Annotated in this window: 18 protein-coding genes; 8 read left to right on the top strand and 10 right to left on the bottom strand. The window is 34.8% G+C overall.

Annotation, left to right across the window (positions count from 1 at the left end; genetic code table 11):
- The 7 genes from J4050_RS08555 to J4050_RS08525 form a co-directional block, all read left to right on the top strand.
- The coding region (locus J4050_RS08555) for a CLIPPER-2 domain-containing protein (RefSeq protein WP_208154155.1) at positions 1 to 1,221 on the top strand (1,221 nt) is incomplete at its 5' end.
- A gap of 12 nt (positions 1,222 to 1,233) precedes the next feature.
- Positions 1,234 to 2,175 carry a PorP/SprF family type IX secretion system membrane protein gene (locus tag J4050_RS08550; protein ID WP_243878590.1) on the top strand — a complete coding sequence of 314 codons (942 nt, stop codon included), beginning with the start codon at positions 1,234 to 1,236 and terminating at the stop codon, positions 2,173 to 2,175.
- Between the two features lie 10 nt (positions 2,176 to 2,185).
- Positions 2,186 to 4,159: an OmpA family protein gene (locus J4050_RS08545; RefSeq protein ID WP_208154154.1), complete on the top strand. Its 1,974-nt coding sequence runs from the start codon at positions 2,186 to 2,188 to the stop codon at positions 4,157 to 4,159.
- A gap of 87 nt (positions 4,160 to 4,246) precedes the next feature.
- Positions 4,247 to 4,771, top strand: coding sequence for an isopentenyl-diphosphate Delta-isomerase (gene idi / locus J4050_RS08540; RefSeq protein WP_208154153.1), 525 nt, complete (start codon positions 4,247 to 4,249; stop codon positions 4,769 to 4,771).
- On the top strand, positions 4,771 to 5,181 hold the full coding sequence (locus J4050_RS08535) for a 6-pyruvoyl trahydropterin synthase family protein (RefSeq protein ID WP_208154152.1): 411 nt from the start codon (positions 4,771 to 4,773) through the stop codon (positions 5,179 to 5,181). Before idi ends, J4050_RS08535 begins: the two co-directional genes overlap by 1 nt.
- 30 nt (positions 5,182 to 5,211) lie before the next feature.
- Positions 5,212 to 6,180: a type I phosphomannose isomerase catalytic subunit gene (locus tag J4050_RS08530; RefSeq protein ID WP_208154151.1), complete on the top strand. Its 969-nt coding sequence runs from the start codon at positions 5,212 to 5,214 to the stop codon at positions 6,178 to 6,180.
- Positions 6,181 to 6,247: 67 nt separating this feature from the next.
- Positions 6,248 to 6,514 (top strand): hypothetical protein, encoded by a 267-nt coding sequence (locus J4050_RS08525; RefSeq protein ID WP_208154150.1) that lies wholly within the window; start codon positions 6,248 to 6,250, stop codon positions 6,512 to 6,514.
- A gap of 62 nt (positions 6,515 to 6,576) precedes the next feature.
- On the opposite strand, the gene J4050_RS08520 is transcribed toward J4050_RS08525, so the two are convergent.
- The 9 genes from J4050_RS08520 to J4050_RS08480 all read right to left on the bottom strand — a co-directional run bounded on the left by J4050_RS08520 (position 6,577) and on the right by J4050_RS08480 (position 12,819).
- Positions 6,577 to 7,278, bottom strand: a complete 702-nt coding sequence (locus J4050_RS08520; protein ID WP_208154149.1) for a DUF4369 domain-containing protein — start codon at positions 7,276 to 7,278, stop codon at positions 6,577 to 6,579.
- Between the two features lie 58 nt (positions 7,279 to 7,336).
- Entirely contained in the window at positions 7,337 to 8,647 is a 1,311-nt protein-coding gene (locus J4050_RS08515) for a DUF819 family protein (RefSeq protein WP_208154148.1), read from the bottom strand.
- A gap of 67 nt (positions 8,648 to 8,714) precedes the next feature.
- On the bottom strand, positions 8,715 to 8,882 hold the full coding sequence (locus J4050_RS08510) for a type II toxin-antitoxin system antitoxin (protein WP_208154147.1): 168 nt from the start codon (positions 8,880 to 8,882) through the stop codon (positions 8,715 to 8,717).
- A gap of 12 nt (positions 8,883 to 8,894) precedes the next feature.
- Positions 8,895 to 9,401, bottom strand: coding sequence for a DUF1648 domain-containing protein (locus J4050_RS08505; protein ID WP_208154146.1), 507 nt, complete (start codon positions 9,399 to 9,401; stop codon positions 8,895 to 8,897).
- A gap of 2 nt (positions 9,402 to 9,403) precedes the next feature.
- A complete protein-coding gene (locus tag J4050_RS08500; RefSeq protein WP_208154145.1) occupies positions 9,404 to 9,562 on the bottom strand; it encodes a DUF4177 domain-containing protein in 159 nt (52 codons plus the stop codon).
- 3 nt (positions 9,563 to 9,565) lie between these two features.
- Positions 9,566 to 9,745 (bottom strand): hypothetical protein, encoded by a 180-nt coding sequence (locus tag J4050_RS08495; RefSeq protein WP_208154144.1) that lies wholly within the window; start codon positions 9,743 to 9,745, stop codon positions 9,566 to 9,568.
- Position 9,746: 1 nt separating this feature from the next.
- A complete protein-coding gene (locus J4050_RS08490; RefSeq protein ID WP_208154143.1) occupies positions 9,747 to 10,607 on the bottom strand; it encodes an SPFH domain-containing protein in 861 nt (286 codons plus the stop codon).
- Positions 10,608 to 10,905: 298 nt separating this feature from the next.
- Positions 10,906 to 11,838, bottom strand: a complete 933-nt coding sequence (locus J4050_RS08485; RefSeq protein ID WP_208154142.1) for an alpha/beta hydrolase — start codon at positions 11,836 to 11,838, stop codon at positions 10,906 to 10,908.
- Between the two features lie 375 nt (positions 11,839 to 12,213).
- The gene (locus tag J4050_RS08480) at positions 12,214 to 12,819 is read right to left on the bottom strand and encodes an alpha-ketoglutarate-dependent dioxygenase AlkB family protein (protein ID WP_208154141.1); all 606 of its coding nucleotides are present in this window, start codon (positions 12,817 to 12,819) and stop codon (positions 12,214 to 12,216) included.
- A gap of 30 nt (positions 12,820 to 12,849) precedes the next feature.
- On the opposite strand from J4050_RS08480, the gene J4050_RS08475 reads away from it, so the two are divergent.
- A complete protein-coding gene (locus J4050_RS08475; RefSeq protein WP_438874714.1) occupies positions 12,850 to 13,530 on the top strand; it encodes a M15 family metallopeptidase in 681 nt (226 codons plus the stop codon).
- Positions 13,531 to 13,540: 10 nt separating this feature from the next.
- On the opposite strand, the gene J4050_RS08470 is transcribed toward J4050_RS08475, so the two are convergent.
- A complete protein-coding gene (locus J4050_RS08470; RefSeq protein WP_208154140.1) occupies positions 13,541 to 14,536 on the bottom strand; it encodes a peptidase associated/transthyretin-like domain-containing protein in 996 nt (331 codons plus the stop codon).
- Positions 14,537 to 14,544: the final 8 nt, after the last annotated feature.

The following is a 14,544-nucleotide window of genomic DNA, read 5'->3' as shown; positions in this document are numbered from 1 at the left end:
AATGGCAGTTTTGCCAACACGGCTACGGTAAGCGGCGATGATCCAAGTAGTACTACTGTAACGAGCTTATCGGACGATCCGGACGATGCTACAGACAACGACAGTGATTCTGATGGTAATCCTGATGATGTTACAGTTACAACTATCCCACAAGTGCCTAGTATAAGTTTAATAAAGACAACTCTACAATTGCAAGACACTAATAGTGATGGTGTTGAAGGTAGTCTTGGTGATATTATAACTTACGTATTTGAAGTTGAGAATACGGGTAATGTAACGTTAACGGATGTTGTTGTACAAGATATATTACCTGGTCTGAATTTAATTGGAGGTCCCATCTCTCAGTTATTACCAGGAGATGTTGACAATACCACATATACTGCAACATATCAGATAACACAAATAGACTTAGATATTGGGTTCGTAACTAATCAAGCCAGTGTTGAAGCATTAGATCCAATCGGAGGTTTAGTAGCTGATGATAGTGATGACCCGAATGATTCTAATGATACGGATAATAATGGCAATGGGAATCCAGATGATCCAACAGTTACTCCGGTAAATTCAATATTTGATTTAGAAGTGAGTAAAGTGGTGAATGAATTGGAGCCTGTAGTAGGAGACCAAGTAGTCTTTACGATTGAGGTTGCTAATATTGGTAATGTCACAGCAACGGATGTGGTAATCAGTGAGCAAATTCCAGACGGATATAGTTTTATTTCGTTCATTTCTACTACTGGATCATACTCAGAAGTAAGTGGCGAATGGCTTGTTGGTCAATTAAATCCTGATCAGGTAGAAATTCTAGAAGTAACTGTTGAAGTTCTAGGAATAGGAGATTATCAAAACACGGCATTTGTGGCCGATGCATTAGGAGGGGTTGATGTTAATCCTGGGAATGATGAGTCTACAGCAGCAGTTGATCCTATTTGTTTAACGATATATAATGAGTTTTCTCCTGACGGTGATGGTGTAAATGAAACTTTCATAATTGATTGTTTAGAACGTTTCCCAAATAATACATTAGAAGTTTACAATAGATGGGGTAATCTCGTTTATTCGAAACAAGGTTATCAAAACGATTGGGCTGGTACTTCCAATGGAAGAGTTGTTATAAACCAATCTAATGAGTTACCTGTTGGAACTTATTATTACGTGCTTGATTTAGGAGATGGTTCTGAACCGAGAGTTGGATGGTTATACATAAATAGAAGAAATTAAGAGTACTAATTAATGAAATACAATAAAATGATACATAAATCACAACTTCAAAAAGGATTAGTAGCCATAGTATTTACACTTGTTAGTACTATTGGTTTTTCCCAACAAGATCCTCAATTTACACATTATATGTATAATACTTTAAGTGTAAATCCTGCTTATGCTGGACAACGAGAAACTTTGAGTGTTGTAGGTCTTCATCGCTCTCAGTGGGTTGGTATTGATGGTGCACCTCAAACACAAACTTTAGGAATTCATTCACCTTTACGAAATGAAAGAATAGGATTGGGTTTAAATATTGTAAATGATGCACTTGGTCCAGCGAGGGAAACCTTCGTTGATGCCAATTTTTCATACACAATTCCTTTAAATGAAAATGATTTGAAACTTTCTTTTGGAGTAAAAGGAGGGTTCCATATGCTTGATACAGATTGGAGCAAAGGAATTTTTAGAGATCCAGATGTTGCTTTCAATGATAATTTAAATTTAATTTCACCTATGATTGGTGCAGGATTGTATATGCACACAAGAAAATGGTACTTAGGTTTTGCAATACCTAATTTCTTGGAAACTGATCATTATGATGATTTTCAAGAATCTGTGGCAACTGAACGAATGCATTTCTATTTAATTGGAGGTTATGTCTTTAACTTAAGTGAAACTACTGAATTTAAACCTGCATTTTTGGTTAAAGGAGTTTCTGGTGCTCCTCTAATAGCAGATGTCTCGGCTAATTTCTGGTTTCAAAAGAAATTAACGGCAGGTGTAGCTTGGCGCTGGGATGATTCCGTAAGTGCACTTGTTGGATTTCAAGTCACACCAGGAATGTTTATTGGCTATGGTTACGATTTAACTACAACTGGATTAAATAATTACAACGGCGGTTCGCACGAAATCACATTGAGATTTGAGGTCAAGAAAATAGGCCGAATTTTATCACCACGTTTCTTCTAAAATTATGAACATGAGAACACTTTCAAAATATATCGTTATAATACTTGTCAGTTGCTTTACAGCGAGTTTTTCTCAAACAGGGAAGATTCAAAGTGTAAAAGATGATTACAGGGATTTTGCCTATGTTAAAACGAGCGAGGTTTTGCTCGAAGTTGCTAATAAGGGTTATCGCTCGGTAGAACTATTACAACAGCTTGCAAATTCATTTTATTTTAGGAATGAAATGGACGAAGCTGCCAGATGGTACGGTGAGTTAATTGCTTTAGAGGAAGTAGTTGATCCAGAATATTATTTTAGATATGCCTTGGCCTTAAAAGGAATACAAGACTACGAGAATTCAGATAAATGGATGGCTAAGTTCAATGAGCTAAAGCCTGACGACTTAAGAGGTAAGGCTTTTAAGTCGAAGGAGGATTATAAAGCTACCATCGAAGATTTAAGTAGAGACGACATTGAGTTAGAAAATGTAGATTTTAATACTGAGTATTCCGATTTTGGTATAACAGAATATGAGAATAGTCTTGTTTTTGCCTCTGCTAGAGGAGGTGGACGAAAGTATCGCTGGAATGAACAACCCTATTTAGATTTGTATAGTGTTGAGAAAACATCTCAGGGGTATGGTGAAGTCAAAGCCTTGGAGGGTAAAATAAATACTAAATATCATGAATCTAGCGCTGTTTTCTCACCAAATGGCAAGTATATATTTTTTACAAGAAATAATTACTATAAACTGAAGTATAACGAAGATGATGATGGTATTAATAGGCTTCAATTGTACAGAGCTACATTGAGTGAAGACGGCACATGGGACGAGATTCACAAAGTACATTTTAATAGTGAAGCTTATAGTGTAGCACATCCTGTATTAAACTTAACAGGTAGTAGATTATACTTTGCTTCAGATATGCCAGGTACATTTGGACAATCAGATATCTTCGTGGTAGACGTAAATGATGATGGTACTTTAGGAACTCCCGAAAATTTAGGACCGTCCATAAATACTGAAGGGCAAGAGTCTTTCCCTTTTATTAACACAAATGGAGACCTATATTACTCATCAAATGGCTATCCTGGACTAGGAGGTTTTGACGTTTTTATTTCTGAAGAATTAGACAAGAAAGTAAGTGAAGGTTCCAGTAGAAATTTCCCAATAGAAAACGTTGGAAAACCTGTGAATAGTGAGGCTGATGATTTTGCCTACTATGAGAATTTAGTAACTAAAAGAGTCTATTTTAGTTCTAATAGAGAAGGAGGTAAAGGCAGCGACGATATTTACACATTTGAAATTCCAGAGTGCGAACAGTATGTTTTTGGAACTGTCTCTGATAAAGATTCAGGAGAATTAATCCCTGGAGCTACGGTAAGACTTTATGATGCTGAAGGTACTGAAATTGAGCAATTAATTGTTGGAGACGATGCAGCCTATAAATTTTCTTTAGACTGCGAAAGGGAATATTTGATTCGAGGAGAAAAAGGAGACTATATCGCTTATGAAACAAGGTTTTCTACTCCTAAGAAAAACCAAGAATTACTTCTGAAGTTATTTTTGGCCAAGGATATGCAAGCTATTGGTCCTTGCGATGATTTAGCAAAGATTTTGGACATACCTATAATATATTTTGATTTTGATAAAAGTAATATACGTTATGACGCAGAAATAGAACTGCAGAAAGTAATTGCGGTGCTCAATAAATATCCAACCATGACTATTGACATTAAGAGTCATACAGACTGTCGTGGATTGGCATCTTACAATGAAAGACTATCTGAGCGGAGAGCTCAGTCAACAAAGCAGTATCTCATTGATAACGGCATAGATTCAGGACGATTAGTAGCCGAAGGCTATGGAGAATCTCAATTGGTCAATGATTGCGGTTGCGAGGGAGAATCTTCCTCCGCATGTAGCGAAGAAGAACATCAGTTGAACCGACGATCAGAGTTTATTATTACGAGCATCAAAGGAGAACGGTGCAACGAAAACTAAAAAATAGCTTTAGAGCCGCTTTTTATAAGCGGCTTTTTTTATGAATTCCTTTACTTTATTTAAAAACTAAGGTGTTAATTTTGCTTTATGAAAGAAGAACAAGTAATTCTTGTGGATGAGCACGATAACGCTATAGGGTTAATGCCGAAAATGGAAGCTCACGAAAAAGCGCTTTTGCATCGCGCATTTTCTGTTTTCATTTTCAATTCTAGAAATGAATTGATGCTTCAGCAACGTGCTTTGCACAAATACCATTCTCCAGGTTTGTGGACCAATACCTGTTGTAGCCATCAACGTGATGGTGAAAGTAATGTTGAGGCCGGTAAACGCAGATTAATGGAGGAAATGGGTTTTGTTACGGAGTTGGAAGAAACAACATCGTTTATTTATAAAGCCCCTTTTGACAATGGACTTACCGAGCATGAATTAGACCATATTTTAATTGGGTATTATGAGGATACTCCTAACTTAAATAAAGATGAAGTTGCCGATTGGAAATGGATGACCCTTGAGGATATTAAAGCTGATATGTCTGTTAATTCTAAGATCTACACAGCATGGTTTAAGATTATTTTTGACGAGTTCTATGAATTTATAAATGTAAATCAATAATGAAAGTTACAGTACATAGAAAAGCCCATTTTAATGCTGCCCACAGGTTGTATAGAAAAGATTGGGATTTTAAGAAAAACGATGAGATTTTTGGCAAGTGCAATAATCCTAATTTTCATGGTCATAACTATGAATTAATTGCTAGTGTAACTGGAGAAATTGACCCAGAAACAGGTTATGTGATTGACGTTAAAATCTTGAAGGATATCATTAAAGCTGAAGTAGAAGATGCTTTTGACCATAAGAACTTAAATGTTGAAGTGCCAGAGTTTAAGGATTTAAACCCTACGGCAGAAAATATAGCCGTAGTAATCTATAACAAGGTAAAAGCAAAACTTGACTCAAAGTTTCATCTAGAGATAACGCTTTACGAGACCCCTCGTAATTTTGTAACTTACTCTGGCCAATAGGACAAATATTCCTTTTTAACTCCTTTCTTTATGAAGCGTTTTTATCCCTTAAAGTTTGAGCCAATTCTTAAGGAGAAAATATGGGGAGGTGAAAAACTAAAAACATTTTTAAAGAAAAATTCTCATAAGGACCAAATTGGTGAAAGTTGGGAGATAAGTGGCGTTAAAGGCAATGTCTCTGTTATAGCCAATGGAGAACTAAGAGGCATGTCGCTGAAAGATGTTTTAAATAACTACCCTGAAGAGATACTTGGTACAAAAATCAATAAGATGTTCGGAACTGATTTTCCGTTGCTCATTAAGTTTATTGATGCCAAAAAGGACTTGAGTATTCAGTTGCATCCAGATGATGCTCTTGCTAAAGAACGCCACAATTCATTTGGAAAAACTGAAATGTGGTATGTTATGCAAGCAGACAAAGATTCAAATCTTATAGTTGGCTTCAATGAAGACATGAATAAGGAAACTTATTTAAAACATTTAGAAAATAATACCCTTACCCAAATTTTAAATTTTGATAAGGTTAGTTCTGGTGATACCTATTTTATAGAATCGGGCAGAGTGCATGCTATTGGTGGAGGAGTGTTATTAGCAGAAATACAACAAACAAGTGATATTACCTACAGAGTTTACGATTGGGATAGAGTAGACGAAAATGGAAATGAGCGCGAGCTTCACAATGATATTGCCATAGACGCTTTTAATTTTGATTTGAAAGATGATTTTAGGATTAACTACTCGAAAAATATTAATCTATCAAATGAAATGGTGAGCTGTCCATTTTTTACAACAAATTTCATTAACCTTATTGGCCAAGTAGAGAAGCAGAACAAGCATGGCTCCTTTGTAATTTATATATGTGTGGATGGTAAATGTGTTGTTTCTAACAATGGGTTTAATGAAGTTTTGGAGAAAGGAGAGACTTTACTTATGCCGGCAGCAATAGATAATTATACCATTGAGGGTGAAGGCGCTAAACTTCTTGAGGTATATATTTAACTATTTACAGATGGTTAAAATCAAACTTGGAATGATTACATTTGTACCATAAATAAATTGAAATACTATGGCTAACAAAAGAGATTTAAAAAAAGATATTAATTATGTTCTAGGTGACATTATAGAGGCAGTATATATTTGGGAGTTGACCAATACCGAAAAGCCGACGAAGGCAACTGATGCGATAATAGATGATGCCATCGCAACTTTTGACGAATTAATAGCAAGAGTAAATGCACGTGATGTTGAAGATGCAAAAGCACATTTTAAGTCTATAAGTGAAGATTTAGAAACTAAGGGTAGGGCTCTCATAGATAGAATTAACAAACTATAAATAGCTAATAATCCATAATTAAAAAGCCAATCTTATCGATTGGATTTTTTTTTCAAAAAACTTTACTCTTCTACGTTTTTGTTTTTTAAAAGCTCTTCTAATTTAACACCGTAATACGATTGTTTTATAGGTTCTGTTAAGCCATTATAAATAGAATCTACATAGATAGGATTGGCACTTGGTATTTCATACAGTGCGAGATACGCTGCAACTTCATTGTCATTGTTGTTTAAAGCGTATTGTATGGTATAGGTGTACTTTCGTTTAAACAAAGCCTCAGACACTGTATTCAATGAATCTAGGGCAACCTTGTCTTTATTTTTTTGGGCCAAATAAGTGGCTTCAATTAGTTCTAGATTCTGATTATTGAATTTGTTCATTACTTTTAAATATTCATCAAGTAATTCTTGTTGCTTAGACCCTTTGATTTTGGCATCAAAATTAAAGTTCTTCAGTGTTGTGTTGATAACAGTTTCTCCTTTATCAGCAAAGAAGGGGATAAAATGTTCTTCACCATCATTTTTAAAGAGTTTAAGATATAGAAGTATGGGCTCTTCAATAGTAGTATTAAGAACAAATTCTGACTGACCATTAATGGCCATTGAATCTAGACTTATAATTGTAGAATCACCTTCTTTCTGCAGATAGACCATTCCTTTTTTAAGTCCTTTAATTGAGCCTTTTAATGTGAAGTTTGATTCGGTCTCGCTATTACAAGAGGTTATTAATAGACACAGTAAAAATATGCTTAATAGGTGTTTCATTTTTAAATTTGAATTGAAAATAAGTCGTAACAAATATCTATATATTGTACTAGATATACTAACCGCCTGCCGCTAATTGCATTAAAATTGTACAGCCAATGGCTGCAATTGTACCTACAGCATATCCCAGTACTGCCAAGAGCACACCTACTGTAGCTAAAGATGGATGAAACGCAGATGCTACAATTGGCGCAGAAGCCGCACCACCGACATTTGCTTGGCTTCCGACAGCTAAAAAGAAATATGGTGCTTTTATTAATTTGGCAACACCAATAAGCATAAGTGCATGTATAGTCATCCATATTAATCCTACAACGATGAGGCCTGGAGATTCAAAAACCGAACGAATATCAATTTTCATTCCAATGGTGGCCACTAAAATATAAATGAAGACACTACCGAATTTACTAGCACCAGCACCTTCATAGTTCTTAATTTTGGTATAGGACAATAGTATTGCGATTATGGTTGCTATACTAATCATCCAGAAAAATTTAGAGCTAAGAAAGGTGAGCATATTCCGTGTTTGAATAGATTCAATATCAGTAACAACATCGCTAAATAAAGGTCCTAAAAATGAAGCGCCTATATGAGCAAAGCTAACTGCACCAAATGCAATAGCTCCAATAACCATTATATCCGTTAATGATGGATTACGCTTTACGCTATCAGCAAATGATGACACCTTTTCTTTTAACTCTTCTATAGACGAAGTGTCTGCCTTTAGCCATTTGTTTAAAATCTTTCTGCGTCCAATTCCAATTAAAATAATGGCCATCCAAACGTTAGCAACAAAAATATCTACGAAAACCATTTTACCATATTCAGATTGGTTATATCCATAAATTTCTAACATAGCTGTTTGATTGGCACCACCACCAATCCAACTTCCAGCTAAGGTAGATAGCCCTCGCCAAACAGCATCTGGACCCGCACCTCCTACAACCTCAGGAGCTACCGCTGCAACAAGCAAAATGGCAATGGGTCCTCCAATGACAATGCCAATAGTTCCGGTAAAAAACATTATTAGTGCTTTCCATCCAAGATTAAAAACTGCTTTTAAGTCTATACTAAGTGTCATTAAGACAAGAGCTGCAGGTAAAAGGTATCTGCTGGCAACGTAATATAGATTTGAGCTGTGTTCAATAGTCTCACCGGTTTCTGAAGTTGTAGTCCATTCTGAGGCTATTAAACCAGATGTGGTCAACAATGCTGGTACCATATAGGCCATAAAAAGTCCTGGAACAATTTTATAGAATTTTTCCCATAGTCCTCCTTTAATAGATTCTGTATAGAATACAAAACCTAGGGCCAGCATTAAAATTCCGAAAATTATGGTGTCGTCTGTAAAAACGGGTTGATTGGTCATATGAAAGTTTTATGACGCAAAATACAAAATTTAGAATCTAAAAAAATAGTAAGATAAAGACTGCCTTTTATTTGTCTTCGTTCTTTTTAGGTTGTCTTTTATTCTCTTTTAGACTCTTCATGAGCATCCATTCTATTTGTCCGTTGGTACTTCTAAATTCGTCTGAAGCCCATTTTTCTATAGCTTTAAGCATATTTTCATTAATCCGTAATGCAAAGGCTTTCTTTTTAGACATAATTACTGCTTGTTATTTTTTATTGAGTTGCCTTTGATAGATTACTATAAAAATTGGTAGGATTATGCTTCCTGCTATTACAGTAATTAGAAAGCCCATTCCTAAATCAGAGCTACCATTTTGAGCGCCTTCAATAATTTTAAAATTTATGTAACCGAACATAAGTACTGTTAAAAAATTGACTACTCTCAACACTTTTGTACTGAAACTATATTGTTTTAAGGCATTTTCTTCTGTAATGTTTACCATATAATTATGTAAATGAGGGTGTTTATTAAGAAAAAATAGACCTGCATACATACCAATTGACAAACAAGGAATGAACCACAAGAATACTTTATCGCTGTAACCATCTGCTTCACCCTTAGCATTGAAGTGGGAAGCGATAGTATCTGGTAGATTTGGGTATTCTATTATAGTATGTATCAACATTAAAATTAGGATGGCTACTGAAGCCAATTCAACAACTATATCCGGAGGGGTTAAAGGAATACTAATTCTCGGTCTCTCATTAGGCATAACTAACGGTTTTTGTCACGTTCTAATATTACCATTGCAGAGTTTGGTACAATGTGTTTTACTACCCATCCTTCTCTAGCATACTGATTTAAAACATCTTCATACTTCTGTATTCTGTTTCTCAACCCTAGTTTAGGCATGATAACTTTATATTCTTTCATGATTTATAATTTAGTTTCTTCATTAAAAAATACCAAGGCAATTACAACTCCAATGAAAATTCCTATTATCGAACCTGTAACAACTCCCATAGCTACGTTTCCAATGACGGCACCAACGGTCGTTCCTATGCTTGTGCCAAGAGCACTACCAATAGCTATACTATAAATTTGTTCCTTCTTCATTTTAATGATTTAAAGTTCCTGTATTTACAACTGGTGAGGCATCTTTGTCGCCACAAAGTACTACCATTAAGTTGCTTACCATAGCTGCTTTACGTTCCTCATCCAAATCCACAACTTCCTTCTTATTAAGTTCTTCAATAGCCATTTCTACCATACTAACTGCACCTTCAACAATTTTGTGTCTTGCCGCGACAATGGCTGTTGCTTGCTGTCGTTTGAGCATAGCATTCGCGATTTCTTGTGCGTAAGCTAAGTAGCCAATACGGGCTTCCAATACTTCTATTCCAGCGATAGATAGACGCTCGTCAATTTCTTTTTCTAAAGCGTTGCTCACTTCGTTAACGCTAGAACGTAAGGTGATGTCTTCATCATGGCCTTCGTCAGCAAAATTGTCATAAGGATACATGGAGGCCAACTTTCGCACTGCAGCATCAGTTTGTACTCGCACAAAATTTTCATAGTTATCTACATCAAAAGCTGCTTTATAGGTGTTTTGTACGCGCCACACCAAAATGGTACTAATCATTACCGGGTTACCGAGCTTATCATTTACCTTAAGACGTTCACTATCAAAATTACTGGCTCTTAGCGAAATCTTCTTTTTAGTGTAGAAAGGATTCACCCAATAAAATCCGTTTTTCTTAACAGTACCAATATATTTTCCAAAGAGTAATAATACTCGAGATCCATTAGGTTGAACCATTATAAACCCGAAGGCAAGGACAAGACTTAACACAATACCAATTATAAACCAAGGTGATTTTGTTATTGGAATGCCAGCAATACTGCCAAAAAATAAAACTAAAAAAATAAAAAGCATTAGATAGCCATTAGCAGGGATAATAATTTTCTCTTCTTTCATGATGTGAAATTTAAGTGGTTAATCATTCATTAATTCAATGTGATATTAAAATGATATCATAAAGATATAATTTATACCATTAGTATGCAAATTATTTTTTTTTGTTACACTTTAATAAAACTTAATTTACAATGTGAGTTTGGCATAAGACTTGCTAATTGTTATTTGTAATGCAATCTTGCGACGTTGTACAAACAACATTACTCTAAATCGCAGCATTACAAATTGGTTGGTTAGTTAGTGAAAAAGCATCTCTTATGGAGATGCTTTTTTAATTAGCGTATAGAGTTAACCTAGATTAATTAAGTTTCTGAACGAAGTTAGTAATAGACTCTATGAGTTTTGTAGATATAGGTCTCTGGGATTCATTATAGGATTTAGCGTTCTCCAATTCGTCACCTTTAATTTCAAAAAGAACATGGTTCATGTTCTCAATGATTCTTAATTCGCTAGATGGCTGTGCTTGTTGTAGCATCTCTGCTTCTTCAACTGGAACTTGTAAGTCTTTTGTCCCATTAACAAGTAGAGCAGGGATTTTTAGCTTTTTAATTTCCTCAGTTGGATCATATTGCATCCAATTGATCATGAAGGGCTGTAATTCTAAATTAAAAACTGAGCTTAGTGCCTGTGGATAATCTGTCGTTGTTTCGCCTTTTTTAAGGCTACTAATAATACGGTCAGTATCGCTTTTGAACATTGGTGCTGTTTTAGAAATCTGGTCAGCGATAACATTGCCTATGTTTTGCCCGGCACCTGCCAAGGAAACGAATCCATCAGCCCGGTCTTTTGCGGCTAAAATGCCAACTAAACTCCCTTGACTGTGGCCAATAACTATCAATTTATTAAAGTTTTCATCGGCCTGAAAAAAGGAAATAACGTCTGTAGCATCCGTCACAAAATCATCAAACATTGTGTTTTTATCAATATTACCTTGTCTAATTTGTTTGACCACGCGTTTGTCGTAACGAAAGGAGGCAATACGATTTTGTCCTAGTGCAATAGCCAACTTTTTCAAGGTATTGTTTTTCATAAAATTTTGATTGCCATTTCGATTTGTGGGCCCTGAACCGGCAATAATTATTGCCAAATCGGGCTTTGATATGTCTTTAGGGATAAGTAGTGTACCGTCTATCCATTTAGAAATCGAAATCTCTTTTTCTAGGTATGTTGAATCTTGACTCGAAACAGAAATTGAAAAAACAATCAAGAGACTAATGCAAAATGATTTCATCAGTTTTAATTTTTTGTGCTATAAAATTATCCTTTTTTAAAAGGATTTATTAGAATTGGGAACAAAAAATTCTAAAATTTAGTATAATAAATCAGAGAAAGTTTTCTTTAAATTCCGCGCATTTAATCGTTGAAATACATCTTTTAATCTTTAAATGTTAAAATATTACGTATTTTATCGATTAAATATGTTTTTAAGCGGTATATTTCAAAGTGAATTATATATTTGAAGTGTACTAAAATTTAGTTTTTAGTTCAATGGATTAATTAATTAATATTTGCATTATGTTGTGTTGACTTAGAGACCCTAAATCTACTTACATAATAAAAAAAGCAAATTAGAAAAACCGGGTTTGAGGGAACCCGGTTTTTTGATTTAAGAACGTACCAAAAATCGAAAGGTCAAATTAATTCGCTCCTTAATTGGTTTTTTAGTTTTGGCAATTTGATGTAACCAGAAATGCTGCATTTCTCCTTTCATTACCAATAAACTCCCATGATTTAAGAACAACTTATAACGTTGCTTTTTTAATTGTCTGTGCTTAAAATGAAAAGGGCGTATCTCTCCTAAACTTAAAGACGCTATCACTGGATTTTGCCCTAATTCCTTTTCATTATCTGCATGCCATCCATTACTGTCGTTGCCATCCCGATATAAATTTAAAAGTACCGTATTAAATTGCTGTTTTGTTTCTCTCTCAATTTTTGATTGAATTGATTTAATGAGAGGTATAAAGGGTTTTGGATGCATAGTAATATTTGAATAGGAGTAGGGTTGCCCAAATTCTCCATACAAAGCTGTTAGCCTTGGTTGTTTATAGGTTTTTCCAAATACGGTGATGTCATCTTGTATCCAAGAAGTTTCATTTAAAAGTGACTTAAAAAGTTGATTAGCCTCAGTTGTTTGATAGAAATTTGGATAGTATTCAATTTCTGCATTAGGCAGATTCAACTGCTGTTGCTCAGAAGAAAGTAATATCATAGAATTTTTTATCTAATTTAGTACATAGCTATGACATACAAAACCTATTATTTTTTCACGGTCTTTGTCCTTATGCTCTTTAGAGGGGTAGGCCAAACTGATTTGCCAGATGGATTTGTTAGGGTAAAATCTATTATTCCGGATTTGGATGTTGAACTGCGTTACTATGGAGCCAACAATTTTGTTGGAGATACAATTACCGGTTATACATCAAATACTTTGATTTTAACCAAAGCTGCCGCATATCAACTTAAATTAGTACAAGACGAATTACAAAAACAGAATTTATGCTTAAAGGTATACGATGGTTACAGACCGCAACGTGCAGTGAACCATTTTATAAGCTGGGCAAAAAAACTAAATGATACCATTAATAAAGGTAAATTTTATCCAGATGTTGAAAAGAAAAATCTGTTTAGGGAGGAGTACATTGCCTCAAAATCTGGACACAGTAGAGGTAGTACTTTAGATTTAACTATTATAGATGGTGCCACAGGCGAGCCATTAGATATGGGGAGTCCCTATGATTTTTTTGGTAAACAATCCTGGGTAGATTATAAAGGAATTTCTGAAAAGCAAATGGCTAATAGGCAGTTACTGCAAGGTGTAATGATTAAATACAATTTTAGGAATTATCCTAAGGAATGGTGGCATTTTACACTACGTTGGGAACCGTTTCCAAATACCTATTTTGATTTTCCTGTTGAATAATCCCAAGAAGTTACTTGTTTTTGTAAGTCTTTAAGGTGATTCCGACACCATAGTTGAACAGGTTTCTGTCTAAAAGGCTTGACTTAATACCATTTCCCTTATTAAATTCTACCCAACTATTTTCACCTATAAAAACCCTTTTGATAAAGGTATTTTTTTCCTTGATAGCTTCGGTAAATGGGAGTAGTGGTCTAAAATTTGTTGGTATTTTAACCACCCCTTGTACAGTTTTTATTTCTTTATACTTTTTGTTGGGCAATAATTTACCATTTTTATCAGTGTATCCAAGGACCTGTAAAGACACAAAGAGTCCATTTAAAGGCATACATATACCATAGTCTTCAACATCTAAAGAATACATGTCACCATCTTTTTCAGTGGCTCTAAATACAATTGTTTCATAAGTTAATGGCAGACCAGGTTGCCCGTTATTATTTTTGTAAAAATTGACCTTAAACAGCGTGGAAAATGCTTTTTTATCTGAATTACTTCGCTTTCTTTTTTTCCAATCTTGAGACTCTAGGGCAATAGGGAAATGAATGGTCTTTAACTGTTGGTCTTGTTCGCTTGTTTTTGCAAAATAGATTGCAATTTCAGACTCTATGGTCGGGAGCCAGCAGTTGTAGTAGTCGTCATCTAAATAAGGTTTTAGCTTTTCTTCCTTATACTTTCTTTTTGTATTTAATTTTAATACCACTTCATCTAATACATCCGCTTGAGGAGATAAGAGCAGAGTTCGCGATAGATTTTTGGTAGATAGATTAAGTTGTTTATATCCAAGTGCTGAAATGAATAATGAGTCTATATCTGGATAGATTTTTTTTGAAAACACAAATTGACCTTCATCATCAGCAAAAATGCCATTGCCATTACCAAAGGAAATGGTTGCATAGCTTACAGGGTATTTTGTAATCCTATCTAAAACTTTAAGTTGAGCTTCAGCGCTCAGTCCCAATATTAGTAATAAAGGAACAAGAATTTTGGTTAAGTTGATTTTTGAGGCCATTGCAAGGG

The sequence above is a fragment of the Winogradskyella pelagia genome (genome assembly GCF_017581965.1).
In the GTDB taxonomy this organism is placed as follows: domain Bacteria; phylum Bacteroidota; class Bacteroidia; order Flavobacteriales; family Flavobacteriaceae; genus Winogradskyella; species Winogradskyella pelagia.
The sequence above is the reverse complement of the archived record's forward strand: the minus strand, read 5'-3'. Positions and strand labels throughout refer to the sequence as shown.

Excerpts from the sequence above, each read along its gene's own strand:
- J4050_RS08550 (WP_243878590.1), top strand. The coding sequence starts at position 1,234 with ATGAAATACAATAAAATGATACATAAATCACAACTTCAAAAAGGATTA.
- J4050_RS08545 (WP_208154154.1), top strand. The coding sequence starts at position 2,186 with ATGAGAACACTTTCAAAATATATCGTTATAATACTTGTCAGTTGCTTT.
- idi (WP_208154153.1), top strand. The coding sequence starts at position 4,247 with ATGAAAGAAGAACAAGTAATTCTTGTGGATGAGCACGATAACGCTATA.
- J4050_RS08535 (WP_208154152.1), top strand. The coding sequence starts at position 4,771 with ATGAAAGTTACAGTACATAGAAAAGCCCATTTTAATGCTGCCCACAGG.
- J4050_RS08530 (WP_208154151.1), top strand. The coding sequence starts at position 5,212 with ATGAAGCGTTTTTATCCCTTAAAGTTTGAGCCAATTCTTAAGGAGAAA.
- J4050_RS08525 (WP_208154150.1), top strand. The coding sequence starts at position 6,248 with ATGGCTAACAAAAGAGATTTAAAAAAAGATATTAATTATGTTCTAGGT.
- J4050_RS08520 (WP_208154149.1), bottom strand. The coding sequence starts at position 7,278 with ATGAAACACCTATTAAGCATATTTTTACTGTGTCTATTAATAACCTCT.
- J4050_RS08515 (WP_208154148.1), bottom strand. The coding sequence starts at position 8,647 with ATGACCAATCAACCCGTTTTTACAGACGACACCATAATTTTCGGAATT.
- J4050_RS08510 (WP_208154147.1), bottom strand. The coding sequence starts at position 8,882 with ATGTCTAAAAAGAAAGCCTTTGCATTACGGATTAATGAAAATATGCTT.
- J4050_RS08505 (WP_208154146.1), bottom strand. The coding sequence starts at position 9,401 with ATGCCTAATGAGAGACCGAGAATTAGTATTCCTTTAACCCCTCCGGAT.
- J4050_RS08500 (WP_208154145.1), bottom strand. The coding sequence starts at position 9,562 with ATGAAAGAATATAAAGTTATCATGCCTAAACTAGGGTTGAGAAACAGA.
- J4050_RS08495 (WP_208154144.1), bottom strand. The coding sequence starts at position 9,745 with ATGAAGAAGGAACAAATTTATAGTATAGCTATTGGTAGTGCTCTTGGC.
- J4050_RS08490 (WP_208154143.1), bottom strand. The coding sequence starts at position 10,607 with ATGAAAGAAGAGAAAATTATTATCCCTGCTAATGGCTATCTAATGCTT.
- J4050_RS08485 (WP_208154142.1), bottom strand. The coding sequence starts at position 11,838 with ATGAAATCATTTTGCATTAGTCTCTTGATTGTTTTTTCAATTTCTGTT.
- J4050_RS08480 (WP_208154141.1), bottom strand. The coding sequence starts at position 12,819 with ATGATATTACTTTCTTCTGAGCAACAGCAGTTGAATCTGCCTAATGCA.
- J4050_RS08475 (WP_438874714.1), top strand. The coding sequence starts at position 12,850 with ATGACATACAAAACCTATTATTTTTTCACGGTCTTTGTCCTTATGCTC.
- J4050_RS08470 (WP_208154140.1), bottom strand. The coding sequence starts at position 14,536 with ATGGCCTCAAAAATCAACTTAACCAAAATTCTTGTTCCTTTATTACTA.